Origin of the sequence: Stackebrandtia sp., from assembly GCF_035643755.1 — a bacterium.
Classification (GTDB): Bacteria; Actinomycetota; Actinomycetes; order Mycobacteriales; family Micromonosporaceae; genus Stackebrandtia.
The window spans coordinates 1-11,318 of record NZ_DASQPW010000278.1; the positions used below are offsets into that span (position 1 = coordinate 1).

16 protein-coding genes, 1 pseudogene and 1 riboswitch are annotated in these 11,318 nt (G+C 69.5%); of the genes and pseudogenes, 11 read left to right on the forward strand and 6 right to left on the reverse strand.

What is annotated here, in order from left to right; genetic code table 11:
• Positions 1–148, reverse strand: a pseudogene (locus tag VE172_RS25560) (TetR family transcriptional regulator); the annotation flags it as partial.
• Positions 149–258: 110 nt separating this feature from the next.
• On the opposite strand from VE172_RS25560, the gene VE172_RS21370 reads away from it, so the two are divergent.
• Positions 259–675: a DUF4267 domain-containing protein gene (locus VE172_RS21370; RefSeq protein ID WP_324804021.1), complete on the forward strand. Its 417-nt coding sequence runs from the start codon at positions 259–261 to the stop codon at positions 673–675.
• Between the two features lie 213 nt (positions 676–888).
• The gene (locus VE172_RS21375; RefSeq protein ID WP_324804022.1) at positions 889–1,230 is read left to right on the forward strand and encodes a hypothetical protein; all 342 of its coding nucleotides are present in this window, start codon (positions 889–891) and stop codon (positions 1,228–1,230) included.
• Positions 1,231–1,242: 12 nt separating this feature from the next.
• Here VE172_RS21375 and VE172_RS21380 read toward each other — a convergent pair whose 3' ends face one another.
• The 3 genes from VE172_RS21380 to VE172_RS21390 are packed head-to-tail and all read right to left on the reverse strand — an operon-like array spanning position 1,243 to position 4,052.
• Positions 1,243–2,022, reverse strand: coding sequence for an energy-coupling factor transporter transmembrane component T family protein (locus VE172_RS21380; protein ID WP_324804023.1), 780 nt, complete (start codon positions 2,020–2,022; stop codon positions 1,243–1,245).
• Positions 2,016–3,467: an ABC transporter ATP-binding protein gene (locus VE172_RS21385; RefSeq protein WP_324804024.1), complete on the reverse strand. Its 1,452-nt coding sequence runs from the start codon at positions 3,465–3,467 to the stop codon at positions 2,016–2,018. Before VE172_RS21385 ends, VE172_RS21380 begins: the two co-directional genes overlap by 7 nt.
• A complete protein-coding gene (locus tag VE172_RS21390; RefSeq protein ID WP_324804025.1) occupies positions 3,468–4,052 on the reverse strand; it encodes an ECF transporter S component in 585 nt (194 codons plus the stop codon). It abuts the gene before it with no gap.
• 35 nt (positions 4,053–4,087) lie between these two features.
• A riboswitch (TPP riboswitch) is annotated at positions 4,088–4,188 on the reverse strand.
• Positions 4,189–4,282: 94 nt separating this feature from the next.
• Here VE172_RS21390 and VE172_RS21395 point away from each other — a divergent pair.
• The 5 genes from VE172_RS21395 (at position 4,283) to VE172_RS21415 (ending at position 7,547) form a co-directional block, all read left to right on the forward strand.
• Positions 4,283–5,197 carry a metal ABC transporter substrate-binding protein gene (locus VE172_RS21395; protein ID WP_324804026.1) on the forward strand — a complete coding sequence of 305 codons (915 nt, stop codon included), beginning with the start codon at positions 4,283–4,285 and terminating at the stop codon, positions 5,195–5,197.
• Positions 5,194–5,934, forward strand: a complete 741-nt coding sequence (locus VE172_RS21400) for a metal ABC transporter ATP-binding protein (RefSeq protein WP_324804027.1) — start codon at positions 5,194–5,196, stop codon at positions 5,932–5,934. The genes VE172_RS21395 and VE172_RS21400 overlap by 4 nt, the downstream gene beginning before the upstream one ends.
• Positions 5,934–6,761 carry a metal ABC transporter permease gene (locus tag VE172_RS21405; protein ID WP_324804028.1) on the forward strand — a complete coding sequence of 276 codons (828 nt, stop codon included), beginning with the start codon at positions 5,934–5,936 and terminating at the stop codon, positions 6,759–6,761. Before VE172_RS21400 ends, VE172_RS21405 begins: the two co-directional genes overlap by 1 nt.
• A gap of 97 nt (positions 6,762–6,858) precedes the next feature.
• On the forward strand, positions 6,859–7,143 hold the full coding sequence (locus VE172_RS21410; protein WP_324804029.1) for an ArsR/SmtB family transcription factor: 285 nt from the start codon (positions 6,859–6,861) through the stop codon (positions 7,141–7,143).
• Positions 7,140–7,547: a Fur family transcriptional regulator gene (locus VE172_RS21415; protein ID WP_324804030.1), complete on the forward strand. Its 408-nt coding sequence runs from the start codon at positions 7,140–7,142 to the stop codon at positions 7,545–7,547. The genes VE172_RS21410 and VE172_RS21415 overlap by 4 nt, the downstream gene beginning before the upstream one ends.
• On the opposite strand, the gene VE172_RS21420 is transcribed toward VE172_RS21415, so the two are convergent.
• Positions 7,540–7,869 (reverse strand): DUF6703 family protein, encoded by a 330-nt coding sequence (locus tag VE172_RS21420; RefSeq protein WP_324804031.1) that lies wholly within the window; start codon positions 7,867–7,869, stop codon positions 7,540–7,542. The genes VE172_RS21415 and VE172_RS21420 overlap by 8 nt on opposite strands.
• Positions 7,870–7,947: 78 nt before the next feature.
• Between VE172_RS21420 and VE172_RS21425 the strand changes: the two genes are divergently transcribed.
• The 3 genes from VE172_RS21425 (at position 7,948) to VE172_RS21435 (ending at position 10,420) form a co-directional block, all read left to right on the forward strand.
• The gene (locus VE172_RS21425) at positions 7,948–8,295 is read left to right on the forward strand and encodes an antibiotic biosynthesis monooxygenase family protein (protein ID WP_324804032.1); all 348 of its coding nucleotides are present in this window, start codon (positions 7,948–7,950) and stop codon (positions 8,293–8,295) included.
• Positions 8,292–8,888, forward strand: a complete 597-nt coding sequence (locus tag VE172_RS21430) for a hypothetical protein (protein ID WP_324804033.1) — start codon at positions 8,292–8,294, stop codon at positions 8,886–8,888. The genes VE172_RS21425 and VE172_RS21430 overlap by 4 nt, the downstream gene beginning before the upstream one ends.
• A gap of 149 nt (positions 8,889–9,037) precedes the next feature.
• Positions 9,038–10,420, forward strand: a complete 1,383-nt coding sequence (locus VE172_RS21435) for a glycine--tRNA ligase (RefSeq protein ID WP_324804034.1) — start codon at positions 9,038–9,040, stop codon at positions 10,418–10,420.
• A gap of 85 nt (positions 10,421–10,505) precedes the next feature.
• Here the strand turns inward: VE172_RS21435 and VE172_RS21440 are convergent, their stop codons facing one another.
• Positions 10,506–10,778, reverse strand: a complete 273-nt coding sequence (locus VE172_RS21440) for a hypothetical protein (protein ID WP_324804035.1) — start codon at positions 10,776–10,778, stop codon at positions 10,506–10,508.
• A gap of 286 nt (positions 10,779–11,064) precedes the next feature.
• On the opposite strand from VE172_RS21440, the gene VE172_RS21445 reads away from it, so the two are divergent.
• Positions 11,065–11,318, forward strand: a 254-nt coding sequence (locus tag VE172_RS21445; protein ID WP_324804036.1) for a YjdF family protein, incomplete at its 3' end; no start/stop codon positions are given.

The window sequence follows — 11,318 nt, forward strand, 5'->3', positions numbered from 1 at the left end:
GGCTGTATTCGATGCGCTGGGACAGTCGCCTGGTGGTGACCGCGTCCCAGCCGTCGGCCTCGGCCATGGCGCGGGCGGTCGAGACGATCAGTTGGTGGCGCTCGGCGCGTTCGCGTTCCTTGCGGGTTGTCGTCGTCACAGCCGAAATTCTAGCACCGCTAGCCAATCGAGCGCGACTAGTGGTACTGTCGCTCGTGAACCTAGCGACGCTAGAAAAACTGCCCCTGATATGAAACTTACGAAACTGAGGAAACCCCCATGTGGCTCAAGCGAATCACCGTCATCCTGATCCTGCTCCTCGTCGCCTTCGTCTTCTGGTTCGGCACCGGGTTCCTCTACGACCCGCACGGCATGGCCGTCGGTTTCGGGCTGCCGAAGTCCGCCGTGCCCAGCGGCGACGTCAACGCGTTCCTGAACGTCAAGGGGGTGCGCGACGTTGTCACGGGCCTGATTCCCCTGGTGCTGCTGCTGACCCGACAGATCAAGGCTCTGGCCTGGGTGCTTTTGACCACGGCGCTGATCCCGATCGGCGACGCCACCATCATCTTCAGCTACGGCGGAGACCCCGCCACCGCGATCGGCGTTCACCTGGCCACCGCGACCTACCTCGTCGTCACCTCGCTGCTGTGCTTCACGATCGCGTCCCGCGCGAAGAAGCGGTCGGTGGAAGCCTGACTCGGCGGCTGGGCGGCGACGCCGCCCAGAGTCCCCGCGCAACCCTCGGCCTCGGCGGCTAACACATCCGCCGACGCCGAGGGTCCGCTGTGCTTCAGGACCAACCGAAAGGACGTATCGGTGCCGAGCTACTGACGCACTGTTGCCAAACAATCACCTGTCGTCATATCCTCACGGGGACGACCACTTCTCCCCGTCCACAAGGAGACCCCGATGCGGCTTTGCCGAATCGCCCTCGCCAGCGCGGCGACCGTCGCTGCGACCCTGGCGGCCACGGGCACCGCCTCCGCCGAGGAACCCAACGCGGCCACCTGCGAGACCAAGGAGGTGACGGTGACGGGCACCGACGTCCCCGTGATGCTGCAACCCGCCGCCGACGCCCCGCGGCTGTTCGTCGCCAAGCACGGCGAGTTCTTCACCTGTAGCGAGGCCAAGAAGGGCGGGGAACACAGCGATTGCGGCGCCAGCGACAGCACCGCATGGATCACCATCACGGACCTCAAACGCTTCGACGCCTACATTCCGAGCAGCTGCCTGGCCGACGTCCATCGCTAGGATCGTTGCCCCTCAACGCGAGACGACGACCGCCACGTACACCGCCAAGCAGGCCACGGCCGTGGCCGCCAGCAAGACCCAGTCGCCGCCGCGCATCCGCCGAATCCGCGCGTGCGTCCGCGGCACGCCCGAGTCGAAGCCGCGCGCGTCCATGGCGGTCGCCAGCCGCGTCGCCCTGCGGATCGCGCCCACCAACAGCGCGAACATGGTGGAGGCGAACAACCTCAGCCGCCGCACGGGATTCCACCCCGCGTCCACCCCGCGCGCCCGCCGCGCCATCGCGATCAGCCGCCACTCGCCCGCCAGCAACGGCAGCATCCGAAACGCCGCCAGGGCCCCGATCGCGAAGCGCGGCGACACCCGCAACTGCTGAATCAGCGCGTCGGCCAGGTCGGTGGGATCGGTGGTCGCCAACGCCAACACCCCCGGAATCGCCATGGCGCCCACCCGCAGCGCCAACGCCAGGCCGTTATCCACATCGGACGAGGTGACGTGCAGCGGCCCCGCGTCGAACCACACCGTCCCGCCGCCGCCCGTGGCGAACACCGTGTTGACCACCCCCACGGTGAACGCGGCGAACGCCAGATACCTGATCCGCCACAGGAACCGCCCCACCCGCACCCCCGTCAACGGCAGCAGCGCGGCCTCGATCACCAGCAGCGTCAGCCCGAGCGCCCAGTCGGTGCTCGACAGCGCCAGCCCGGCGATGAGCGAGGCGGCGGCCAGCTTCGCCAAGGGGTTGGCGCGCACGATGATCGCGCTCGGCGCGGCGACGGCGGCGGGCGTCAGCATGTCCGTCCCCCCTCCATGACGAGCGTGCGATCGGCCAGGGCGTCGGTGAAGTCGGTGTCGTGCGTGACCACGGCGATGGCGTGCCCGCTGTCGCGCAGGCCCGCGATGAGGTCGACCAGTTCACCCCAGGTGCGGCGGTCCTGGCCGAACGTCGGTTCGTCGAGGACGAGAATCCTTGGCGCGCAGGACAACGCGGTGGCCACCGACAGGCGTCGCGCCTCCCCTCCCGACAGGGTGAACGGGTTGGCTCGCGCCAGGTGGCTCAATCGCAGGTGCTCCAACAGGTCCGCCACCCGCGCCTCGACGTCCGTTTCGGACATTCCCGCCGCGCGCGGTCCCAGCGCCAGCTCCTCGGCGACCTGGGAGGTGACGAACTGGTGCTCGGGGTCCTGGAACACCGAGCCGATCCGGCGCGCCAGCGCGGGCGCCCGCCAGCGATGCGGCGGCCTTGCGGACGGCCCACCCTCGACGCCAACCCGTCCCGTGGTCGGCGCCAGCAGCCCGCCGAGCACGAGCGCCAGGCTGCTCTTGCCCGAACCGTTGGCCCCGGTGACCGCCAGCAGCCCGCCGTCGCGCAGCTCGACGTCCACATCGGTCAACGCGGCGCGCGGCGCGTCGGGGTAGCGCACGCCGACCTTCTCGGCGCGCAACCGCGTGTCCCCCGACGACGAGCCGTCGGGGCGGGCCGGGTCGGGCCCCGGCGGCGACGACCAGGGCTCGGGCACCCATACGCCTTGGGCGGCAAGGGAGGCGCCGTGCTCGGCGAAGACCCGCTGGGGCGTCCCGTCGGCGCGGATGCCGCCGCCGGGCTCCAGAACGACGACGCGGTCCACCAGCGGCAGCACCTCGCCGACGCGGTGCTCCACCAGGATGAGCGTGGTGTCGCGCCCCTCCAGCACCCGCGACAGCCCGTCACGCACGGCCGCCGCCCCGAGCGGGTCGAGGTTGGCGGTGGGCTCGTCGAGCAGCAGCACCTCGGGCTCGGCGGCGAGCACGCCCGCCAGCGCCAGGCGCTGCTGCTCGCCGCCCGACAGCGCGTGGGTCGAGTGGTCCAGCGGGTAGTCGAAGCCCACGCTCGACAGTGCCTTGTCGACCATGGGCCAGATGTCGGCGGTGGGCACGCCGCGGTTCTCCAGCCCGAAGGCGACGTCGTCGCCGCTTCGGGCCATGACGAGCTGGGTCTCGGGGTCCTGGAACAGGATGCCGACGCGGTCGCGACGGGTCCTGGCGTCGGCGCCGTCGATGAGCACCTCGCCGTCCTGCTCGCCCGAGTCGGCGGCGAGCAGGCCCGCGCAGGCGGCCAGCAGGGTGCTCTTGCCCGCGCCCGAGGCGCCCAGCAGCAGCACCCGCTCGCCGTGCTCGACGCGCAGGGTGACGTCGCGGACGGCGTGGGCGGCGCGGCCCGCGTGGCGCCAGGAGAAGCCCCGCAGCTCTAGTGTGGACACCTACACGAGCGCCCGTCCGCGGCCCGCGGGGAAGCGGTCGAGCACGCCCGTGGCGGCCAGGGCCTTGACCAGGGCGGGCGCGCCGAGCCCCGCGATGACGGCGCTGGAGAGGGTCGCGAACGCGACGTACGGCACCTGGTAGCTGAGGAAGCCCAGCGTCGGATAGTACAGGACGGTGTCGAATGTGGACGCGAACAGTCCCGCCAGGGCGCCCGACACGACGCTGGTGGGCAGGCCGAACCTGCGGTAGCGGCCCGCCGCGAAGGCGAGTTCACCGCCGAGGCCCTCGGTGAGGCCCGACCAGATCGTCACGACTCCCCACTGTGAACCCAACAGGGCCGACACGGTGGCGGCCAGGGCCTCGGTGAGCAGGCCCGCGCCGGCCTTGCGGATGATCAGCGGGGCCAGGACGGCGGGGATCAGCCAGACGCCGTAGATGATGGCCTTGAGGGGCGGGAAGAAGCCGAGGCTCGCGTCGGCCGCGTTCCACACGAGATTCCAGGCCCAGAACACCACGCCGAACGCGACGGCCAGGACCGCGGCGACCACCACGTCGATGGTGCGCCACTTGTATACCGAGTTCATGTTTCGTCCTCCCAGACGGCAGCGGGCAGCTACAGGGGAGGGTGAATTCGACTTCCTTCGCCGGTATTAACCGGATCAGGTTCGAGGGTCTGCGTGGTACGCACTCTCAGCCTCAGGGGCTCCCCTGTCGTATTCCCGACACTAACACCCGGGCCGCCGCCCGCGGGTAGTCACTTCCGTCGATGTATGCGTTGTTGGCAATGATTTTCAATTGCGTCATCATGGGGTCCATGAGAGCCCCCCTTTCCCGATTCCTCGCCGTGGCCGGGGCCGCGGCGCTGGCCGCCGGCGGGCTGGCCGCCTGCACCCCGTCCGCCGCGGGCGACGCCGACGTCCGCGTGGCCGCGTCGTTCTACCCGCTGCAGTACGTGTCCGAACAGGTCGGCGGAAAACGGGCGGCCGTAACGAATCTCACCCCGCCCGGCGGCGAGCCGCACGACCTGGAGCTGAAGGCCAAGGACATGGCCGCCCTCGCCGACGCCGACGTCGTGGTCTACCTCGACGGACTCCAGCCCGCCGTCGACGAGGCCGTCCACGAACAGGTCCCCGACAAGGGCCTGGACGTGGGCAAGACCACCAAGCGCCACAAGGCATCCGACACCGGCGCCGAGGCCGCCGACGGCACCTGGGACCCGCACGTGTGGCTCGACCCGACCCGCCTGGCCAAGATCGCCGACGCCGTCGCCAAGCGGATGAGCGACGCCGACCCCGACCACGCCGCCGACTACCGCCACAACGCCGCCGCCCTCGACAAGAAGCTCGACAAGCTGGACGCCTCCTACCGCGACGGCCTGTCCGACTGCGACCGCCACGACATCGTCACCTCCCACGCCGCCTTCGGCTATCTCGCCGACCGCTACGGCCTCCACCAGGTCTCGGTGTCGGGGCTGTCGCCCGAGGCCGAGCCGAGCACCGAGGCGATGAGGCGCGTCACCGACTACGTGAAGAAGCACCACGTCACCACGATCTTCTACGAGACCGCCGTCAGCCCCGCGATCGCCAAGTCCCTGGCCGAGGGCACCGGCGCCGCCACCGCCGTGCTGGACCCCATCGAATCGGTGAAACCGGGAAGCGGCGACGACTATCCATCGTTGATGGACGCGAACCTGTCCGCCCTCCAAACCGCCCTGGGGTGTCACACATGAATGTCGTCGAGGTGTCCGATGCCGTGTCCGGCTACGAGGCGCGCCGCGTGCTGCGCGGCGTCGACCTGACGGTGCGTGCCGGTCAGGCCGTGGCCCTGCTGGGCCCCAACGGTTCGGGAAAGTCCACACTGGTCAAGACCGTCCTCGGCCTGGTGCCGCTGTCCTCGGGCGACGCGCGGCTGTTCGGCACCCCCGTGCGCTCCTTTCGGCAGTGGCGCCGCGTCGGCTACGTCCCCCAGCGCCTCGGCGCGGGCGGGGGAGTGCCCGCCACGGTGTCCGAAGTGGTGTCGGCGGGCCGGTTGTCGCGCCGCCGCATCCCGATGCCCGCCACCCGCGCCGACCGGCTCGCCGTCGCCGAATCCCTTGACGCCGTTGGCCTGTCCGACCGCTCGCGCGACGCGGTGTCCACACTGTCGGGCGGCCAACAGCAGCGCGTCCTCATCGCCCGCGCCCTGGCCACCGAGCCCGACCTGATGGTCCTCGACGAACCCACCGCGGGCGTCGACGCCGCCAACGCCGAGATCCTCACCGACGTCCTCCACCGGCGCCGCGCCCGGGGCACCGCGATCCTCCTGGTGGTCCATGAACCCGGCCCGCTGCGCGACCTGATCGACACCGCCGTCATGCTGTCCGACGGCGCCGTGACGTACTCCGGTCCCGCGCCCACCGACGGCAGCGAACCCGGCTGCCACGTCGCCGACCCGACCCAACCCAGCGGACTGTGGAGTGTGGCCTGATGGAGATATTCACCTACGGCTTCATGATCCAGGCCCTGATCGGCGCCCTGATCGTCGGCGCCTGCGCCCCCTCGGTCGGCGTGTTCCTGGTCCAAAAGCGCATGGCCCTGATCGGCGACGGCCTCGGCCACGTCGCCCTGACCGGCGTCGCCTTCGGCTTCCTCACCAACATCTCGCCACTGTGGACCACCCTGGTGATCACCGCGCTGGGCGCCGTGGCCGTGGAGATCATCCGCACCCGCGGCAAGGCCAGCGGCGATGTCGCCCTGGCCCTGCTGTTCTACGGCGGCATCGCCGGCGGCGTCTTCGTCACCTCGCTGGCCTCGGGCCGCACCAACGCCAGCCTCAACCAGTTCCTCTTCGGCTCCCTGCTGACCACCTCGATCGCCGACATCTGGGTGATCGGCGTCCTCGGCGTCGTCGTGGTCACCATGATGGTGCTGCTGCGCCCGTGGCTGTCGGCCATCTGCCACGACGAGGAACACGCCCGGGTCTCCGGCCTGCCCGTCCAGACCCTCAACCTGCTGCTGGCCGTCACCACCGCCGTCACCGTCTCGGTCGCGATGCGCGCCGTCGGCCTCCTGCTGGTCAGCGCGCTGCTCGTGGTCCCCGTCGTCACCGTCCAGCAGCTCACCCGCGGCTTCTCGGCCACCATGTACGGCGCCATGGGCCTCGGCCTGGCCACCGCCGGCGGCGGCTTCGTCATCGCGGGCCTGCTGGGAACCGTCCCGCCCGGGGCGGCCATCGTCGTGCTCGCCGTGGCGCTGTTCGTCCTGGTCGCGGCGGGTCGCGCGGTCTTCTTCGCCGTCCGCCGCCGCCAGGCCTGACCCGAAAGTCGCACAAATTTGTCCGATACCGCGATCCGGGTCGCGCCACCACGGGCGGTACGTTGAATCCGACAGCGGTAGGAGGACACATCGCCGCATGAACGAATATCAGGCGGCCGGGGAGCTTTTGCGCGCCCTGGCCTCACCCATGCGCATCGCCATCGTGACGGAGCTGGCCGACGGCGCCAAATGCGTCCATGACATCGTGGACGCACTCGGGGCCCCGCAGCCGCTGATCTCGCAGCATCTGCGGGTACTGCGCGCCGCCGGGGTGGTGCGCGGCGATCGCCGGGGACGCGAGATCGCCTACGCCCTGACCGACAACCACATCGCCCATATCGTCGCCGACGCCATTCACCACGCAGGGGAGGCGCGTCCATGAACGACACTCGCACCATGCCACGCAGCACCAAGCAACGTACCGCCGTGATGGAACTGCTGGCCGACATCGACGGGTTCCACAGCGCCCAGGAACTCCACACCATGCTGCGCGACCGCGAAGCCAAGATCGGGCTCACCACCGTGTACCGCACGCTGCAGGCCCTGGCCGACGGCGACGAGGTCGACGTGATGCGGATGCCCTCGGGCGAGCACCTGTACCGGCGCTGCTCCTCCGGCCACCACCATCACCTGGTGTGCCAGAAATGCGGACGCACCGTGGAGGTCGCCGGCCCCGACGTGGAGCGCTGGGCCGAGACCGTCGCGGCCGAACACGGCTTCACCAACGTCACCCATACGGTGGAAATCTTCGGCCGCTGCGCCGAATGCGGGGCCCGAACTACATGAACAGCTTGGCGACGCCCAGCGCCGCCAGGGCCGCCACCACCGCGACCCGCCCCACCCGCGTGGCGGTGCCGGTGCGCTTCGACCAGGTCGCGTAGAGCACGAAGCCCGCGCCCCCCGCCAACAGCAGGGTCAGCACGGCACCGGCCACACCCGGCGTCCACAGGAAGCCGACGGTGATCACCAGGACGGCCAGGAACACCGCGATCTTGGGAAGCCGCTCCAGCCACTTCAGCAACGCGACCGGGCCCTCGGGGGGCTGGTCGGCCGCGTTGTCGCCGGTGGGCGCGGTGTCGGTCGGGGTGCTGGGCGAGTCGCTGGTCAAGATGTGGGTTCTCCGGCTACGGGTCGGGAATGAATTCCGGTAGCGTCATCATATGTTCTTGGCACAAGGAGCTGCCAGATGTTGGTGGTGAATCGTTTCGACGTCGGCGACGACGCGGGCGCGTTTCGGGCCGAAGTCGCCGGTGCGCTGCGAGCACTCTCACAGCGTCCGGGTTTCGTGCGGGGGCATTGCGGGCCCAATATGGACGAACCGGGGCGCTGGGTGCTCGTGACCCAGTGGGACTCGGTGGGGTCCTATCGGCGGGCGCTGTCGGCCTTCGACGTGAAGATGAACGCCACCCCGCTGCTGTCGCGGGCGCTGGTGGAGCCGTCGGCGTTCGAGATCGCGCTGGCCTTTGAGGCCGGTGAACTCACCGAACACGACACCGACCGCGCCAGCGATGACGCCGGAGCCGTCCAGCGATGACCGACGCACCGCAGGCGCCGTCCTCGCCGCCGCCCCTGGCCCCGTCGCCCATCCCCACGCCGCCGGGCACGCCGCCGCACGGCATTCCGGTGCCGACGTCCGGCGGGGTCGACCTCCTCCCGGCACCGCCGCGCGGTCCGGGCGTGAAGGTGCCGTTCGCCGCTCCGCCGCGCGACGTCGACAAGACCCGCACGGTGGTGACCATCGTGCTGTCCGCGGTCGTCGCGATCGTCCTGTGTGGAGGCGTTCTGGTCGGCACCGTCTCGGTGCTGGTGTGGTCCAGCAACGAGATGACGACGCGGGCCTTTCGCACCGCCAACGCCTTCATGAGCGACATTGTGGACAAGAACTACAAGCACGCCTACAAGTCGATGTGCTCGGCGGCGCGCCACGAGACCGGCGCCGACGAATTCGGCGCGGCGTGGGAGCGCCAGGACATCACCCGGTTCCACCTGTCGAGCCAGATGCACAACGGCGCCAACGGAAATCTGGTGGTGCCCACCGAGGTGGTCAGCCTCGGCCGCGAGAAGGTAATCGACTTGACCCTCAAGGTCGACCCGCAGACCATGAACATGGCCGTGTGCGGTTACTGATCCGTACCGTGTATCACCGTCCAAAACCAAAAACGTAGGCTTGTCGTTCGGCGTTACCTCGCACCTACCTGGGGCGTTGATCCGAACGTCGCCGGGCGTACACTCGCCCGCGTCCCACAACCGACCTCCAGCCGGATGGAAGATTTATCGTGTCAATCGACAGCATCGACTCCTTGATCAGCCTCTGCAAGCGCCGTGGTTTCGTGTTCCCCTCCAGCGAGATCTACGGCGGAACCCGTTCGGCGTGGGACTACGGTCCGCTGGGGGTGGAGCTCAAGGAGAACATCCGCCGCCAGTGGTGGAAGTCCATGGTGCAGCAGCGCGATGACGTCGTGGGCATCGATTCGGCGGTGGTGCTGGCCCGCCAGGTGTGGGAGTCCACCGGTCACGTTCGGGAGTTCACCGACCTGCTGACCGAGTGCCAGTCCTGCCACAAGCGCTTCCGCGCCGACCACCTGCTCGAGGAGTACGAGGCCAAGCACGGCCACGAGCCCGAGGACGGCGTGCGTTCCCTGGTGTGCGCCAACTGCGGCACCCGCGGCGCCTTCACCGAGCCGCGGATGTTCAACACCATGATGAAGACGTACCTGGGCCCGGTGGAGAGCGAGGACAACGTCCACTATCTGCGGCCCGAGACGGCGCAGGGCATCTTCGTCAACTTCACCAACGTGATGACCGCGGCGCGCAAGAAACCGCCGTTCGGCATCGCGCAGGTCGGCAAGTCGTTCCGCAACGAGATCACGCCGGGCAACTTCATCTTCCGCACCCGCGAGTTCGAGCAGATGGAGATGGAGTTCTTCGTGGAGCCCGGCTCCGACGAGGAATGGCACGAGTACTGGCTCAACGAGCGCTGGAACTGGTACCTGGACCTGGGAATCAGCGAGTCCAACATCCGCCGCTACGAGCACCCCAAGGACAAGCTCGCCCACTACGCCAAGCGCACAGTGGACATCGAGTACAAGTTCGGCTTCGGCGGCAAGGAGTTCGACGAGCTCGAGGGCATCGCCAACCGCACCGACTTCGACCTGTCGTGCCACACCGCGGGCTCGGGCGTCGACCTGTCCTATTTCGACCAGAGCAAGAGCGAGCGCTGGACCCCGTACGTCATCGAGCCCGCCGCCGGTCTCACGCGGTCGGTGCTGGCCTTCCTCATGGAGGCCTACGACGTAGACGAGGCGCCCAACACCAAGGGCGGCGTCGACAAGCGCACCGTGATGCGCTTCGACCCGCGGCTGTCGCCGGTGAAGGTGGCGGTGCTTCCGTTGTCCCGCAACGAGAAGCTGTCGCCCAAGGCCCGCGATCTGGCCGCGACGCTGCGCAAGCGCTGGGTGGTGGACTTCGACGACGCGGGCGCCATCGGACGGCGCTACCGCCGCGCCGACGAGATCGGAACCCCGTTCTGCGTCACCGTCGACTTCGACACCTTGGACGATGACGCGGTGACCGTGCGCGACCGCGACTCCATGAAGCAGGAGCGCATCTCGCTGTCCAAGGTGGAGTCGTTCCTGCTCGAGCGGCTGCCCGGCTGCTGATCTTCGACGACACGAGGCGCCGGACGCACCAGTCGCGTCCGGCGCCTTCGCGTGTACGAGATCCCGTTGGCGTTCGAGCCGCTTCTCAGCGGAACGCGCGCACCACGATCGCGGGCGCCACCCAGTCCCGCAGCGCGGCGGGAACGGCGTCGTCGAGGTCCACGGTGTATCGCTGGCGGCTCACCGACGTCCACAGGGAAGCGGGACTGTCGGGAACCGTGATGACGTCCGCCGATACCCGCCCGGTCGGCTTGTCGAGTACGGCGGTGCCCCCGTTCAAGAAGGCGGCCTCGGCGGCGGCGTGTTCCGCGGTGCTCAACACCGGTGGGTGGGAGCCGTTGCGGCGTGACTGTGGCATGGTCGAAAACTCCTTCCGCAATACCCAACGCTCGGACGCGCCGGTCAGTTGCGGATATGTGCTGCTTTCCATCGAACGTATGGCGATTCTTCGCCCGCCTCATCCCCGATTCGTGCCGCCACGCCGATGCCCCATGGCCCGATCGCGGGGTAGTCTTCGGGCCGCACAGCCGACGACGAAAACACGGCCCGGTAGGTAGTCCGGGCGTCCGCGAAGCGCGGATCAGTAACCTCCCTCCCAGGGTGTCCGGTCGCCGGGAATCGCTGAACAACCATGGGAGGACACCATGTCGAGCACGTTCACCGTGTTCTTTGAGGATCCGTTCTGGGTCGGCGTTTTGGAGATCGCCGGCCCCGATGGCGTGCGCGCCGCCAGGCACGTCTTCGGCCCCGAGCCGAGCAACGCCGAGCTGTGGCAGTTCGTCCGGCGCGATTTCGGACGGCTGCTGGACGCCGCCATGGCCGCGCCGCCGGTGCCGCCCGAGCGCCGCGTCCGTCCTCAGGTGACGAACCCGAAGCGGCTGGCCCGCGCCGCCGCGCG

Bases quoted from the DNA above. Each gene is read 5' to 3' on its own strand.
- VE172_RS21440 (WP_324804035.1), bottom strand. From the start codon at position 10,778: ATGCCACAGTCACGCCGCAACGGCTCCCACCCACCGGTGTTGAGCACC.
- VE172_RS21375 (WP_324804022.1), top strand. From the start codon at position 889: ATGCGGCTTTGCCGAATCGCCCTCGCCAGCGCGGCGACCGTCGCTGCG.
- VE172_RS21415 (WP_324804030.1), top strand. From the start codon at position 7,140: ATGAACGACACTCGCACCATGCCACGCAGCACCAAGCAACGTACCGCC.
- VE172_RS21410 (WP_324804029.1), top strand. From the start codon at position 6,859: ATGAACGAATATCAGGCGGCCGGGGAGCTTTTGCGCGCCCTGGCCTCA.
- VE172_RS21400 (WP_324804027.1), top strand. From the start codon at position 5,194: ATGAATGTCGTCGAGGTGTCCGATGCCGTGTCCGGCTACGAGGCGCGC.
- VE172_RS21425 (WP_324804032.1), top strand. From the start codon at position 7,948: ATGTTGGTGGTGAATCGTTTCGACGTCGGCGACGACGCGGGCGCGTTT.
- VE172_RS21405 (WP_324804028.1), top strand. From the start codon at position 5,934: ATGGAGATATTCACCTACGGCTTCATGATCCAGGCCCTGATCGGCGCC.
- VE172_RS21370 (WP_324804021.1), top strand. From the start codon at position 259: ATGTGGCTCAAGCGAATCACCGTCATCCTGATCCTGCTCCTCGTCGCC.
- VE172_RS21430 (WP_324804033.1), top strand. From the start codon at position 8,292: ATGACCGACGCACCGCAGGCGCCGTCCTCGCCGCCGCCCCTGGCCCCG.
- VE172_RS21390 (WP_324804025.1), bottom strand. From the start codon at position 4,052: ATGAACTCGGTATACAAGTGGCGCACCATCGACGTGGTGGTCGCCGCG.
- VE172_RS21380 (WP_324804023.1), bottom strand. From the start codon at position 2,022: ATGCTGACGCCCGCCGCCGTCGCCGCGCCGAGCGCGATCATCGTGCGC.
- VE172_RS21395 (WP_324804026.1), top strand. From the start codon at position 4,283: ATGAGAGCCCCCCTTTCCCGATTCCTCGCCGTGGCCGGGGCCGCGGCG.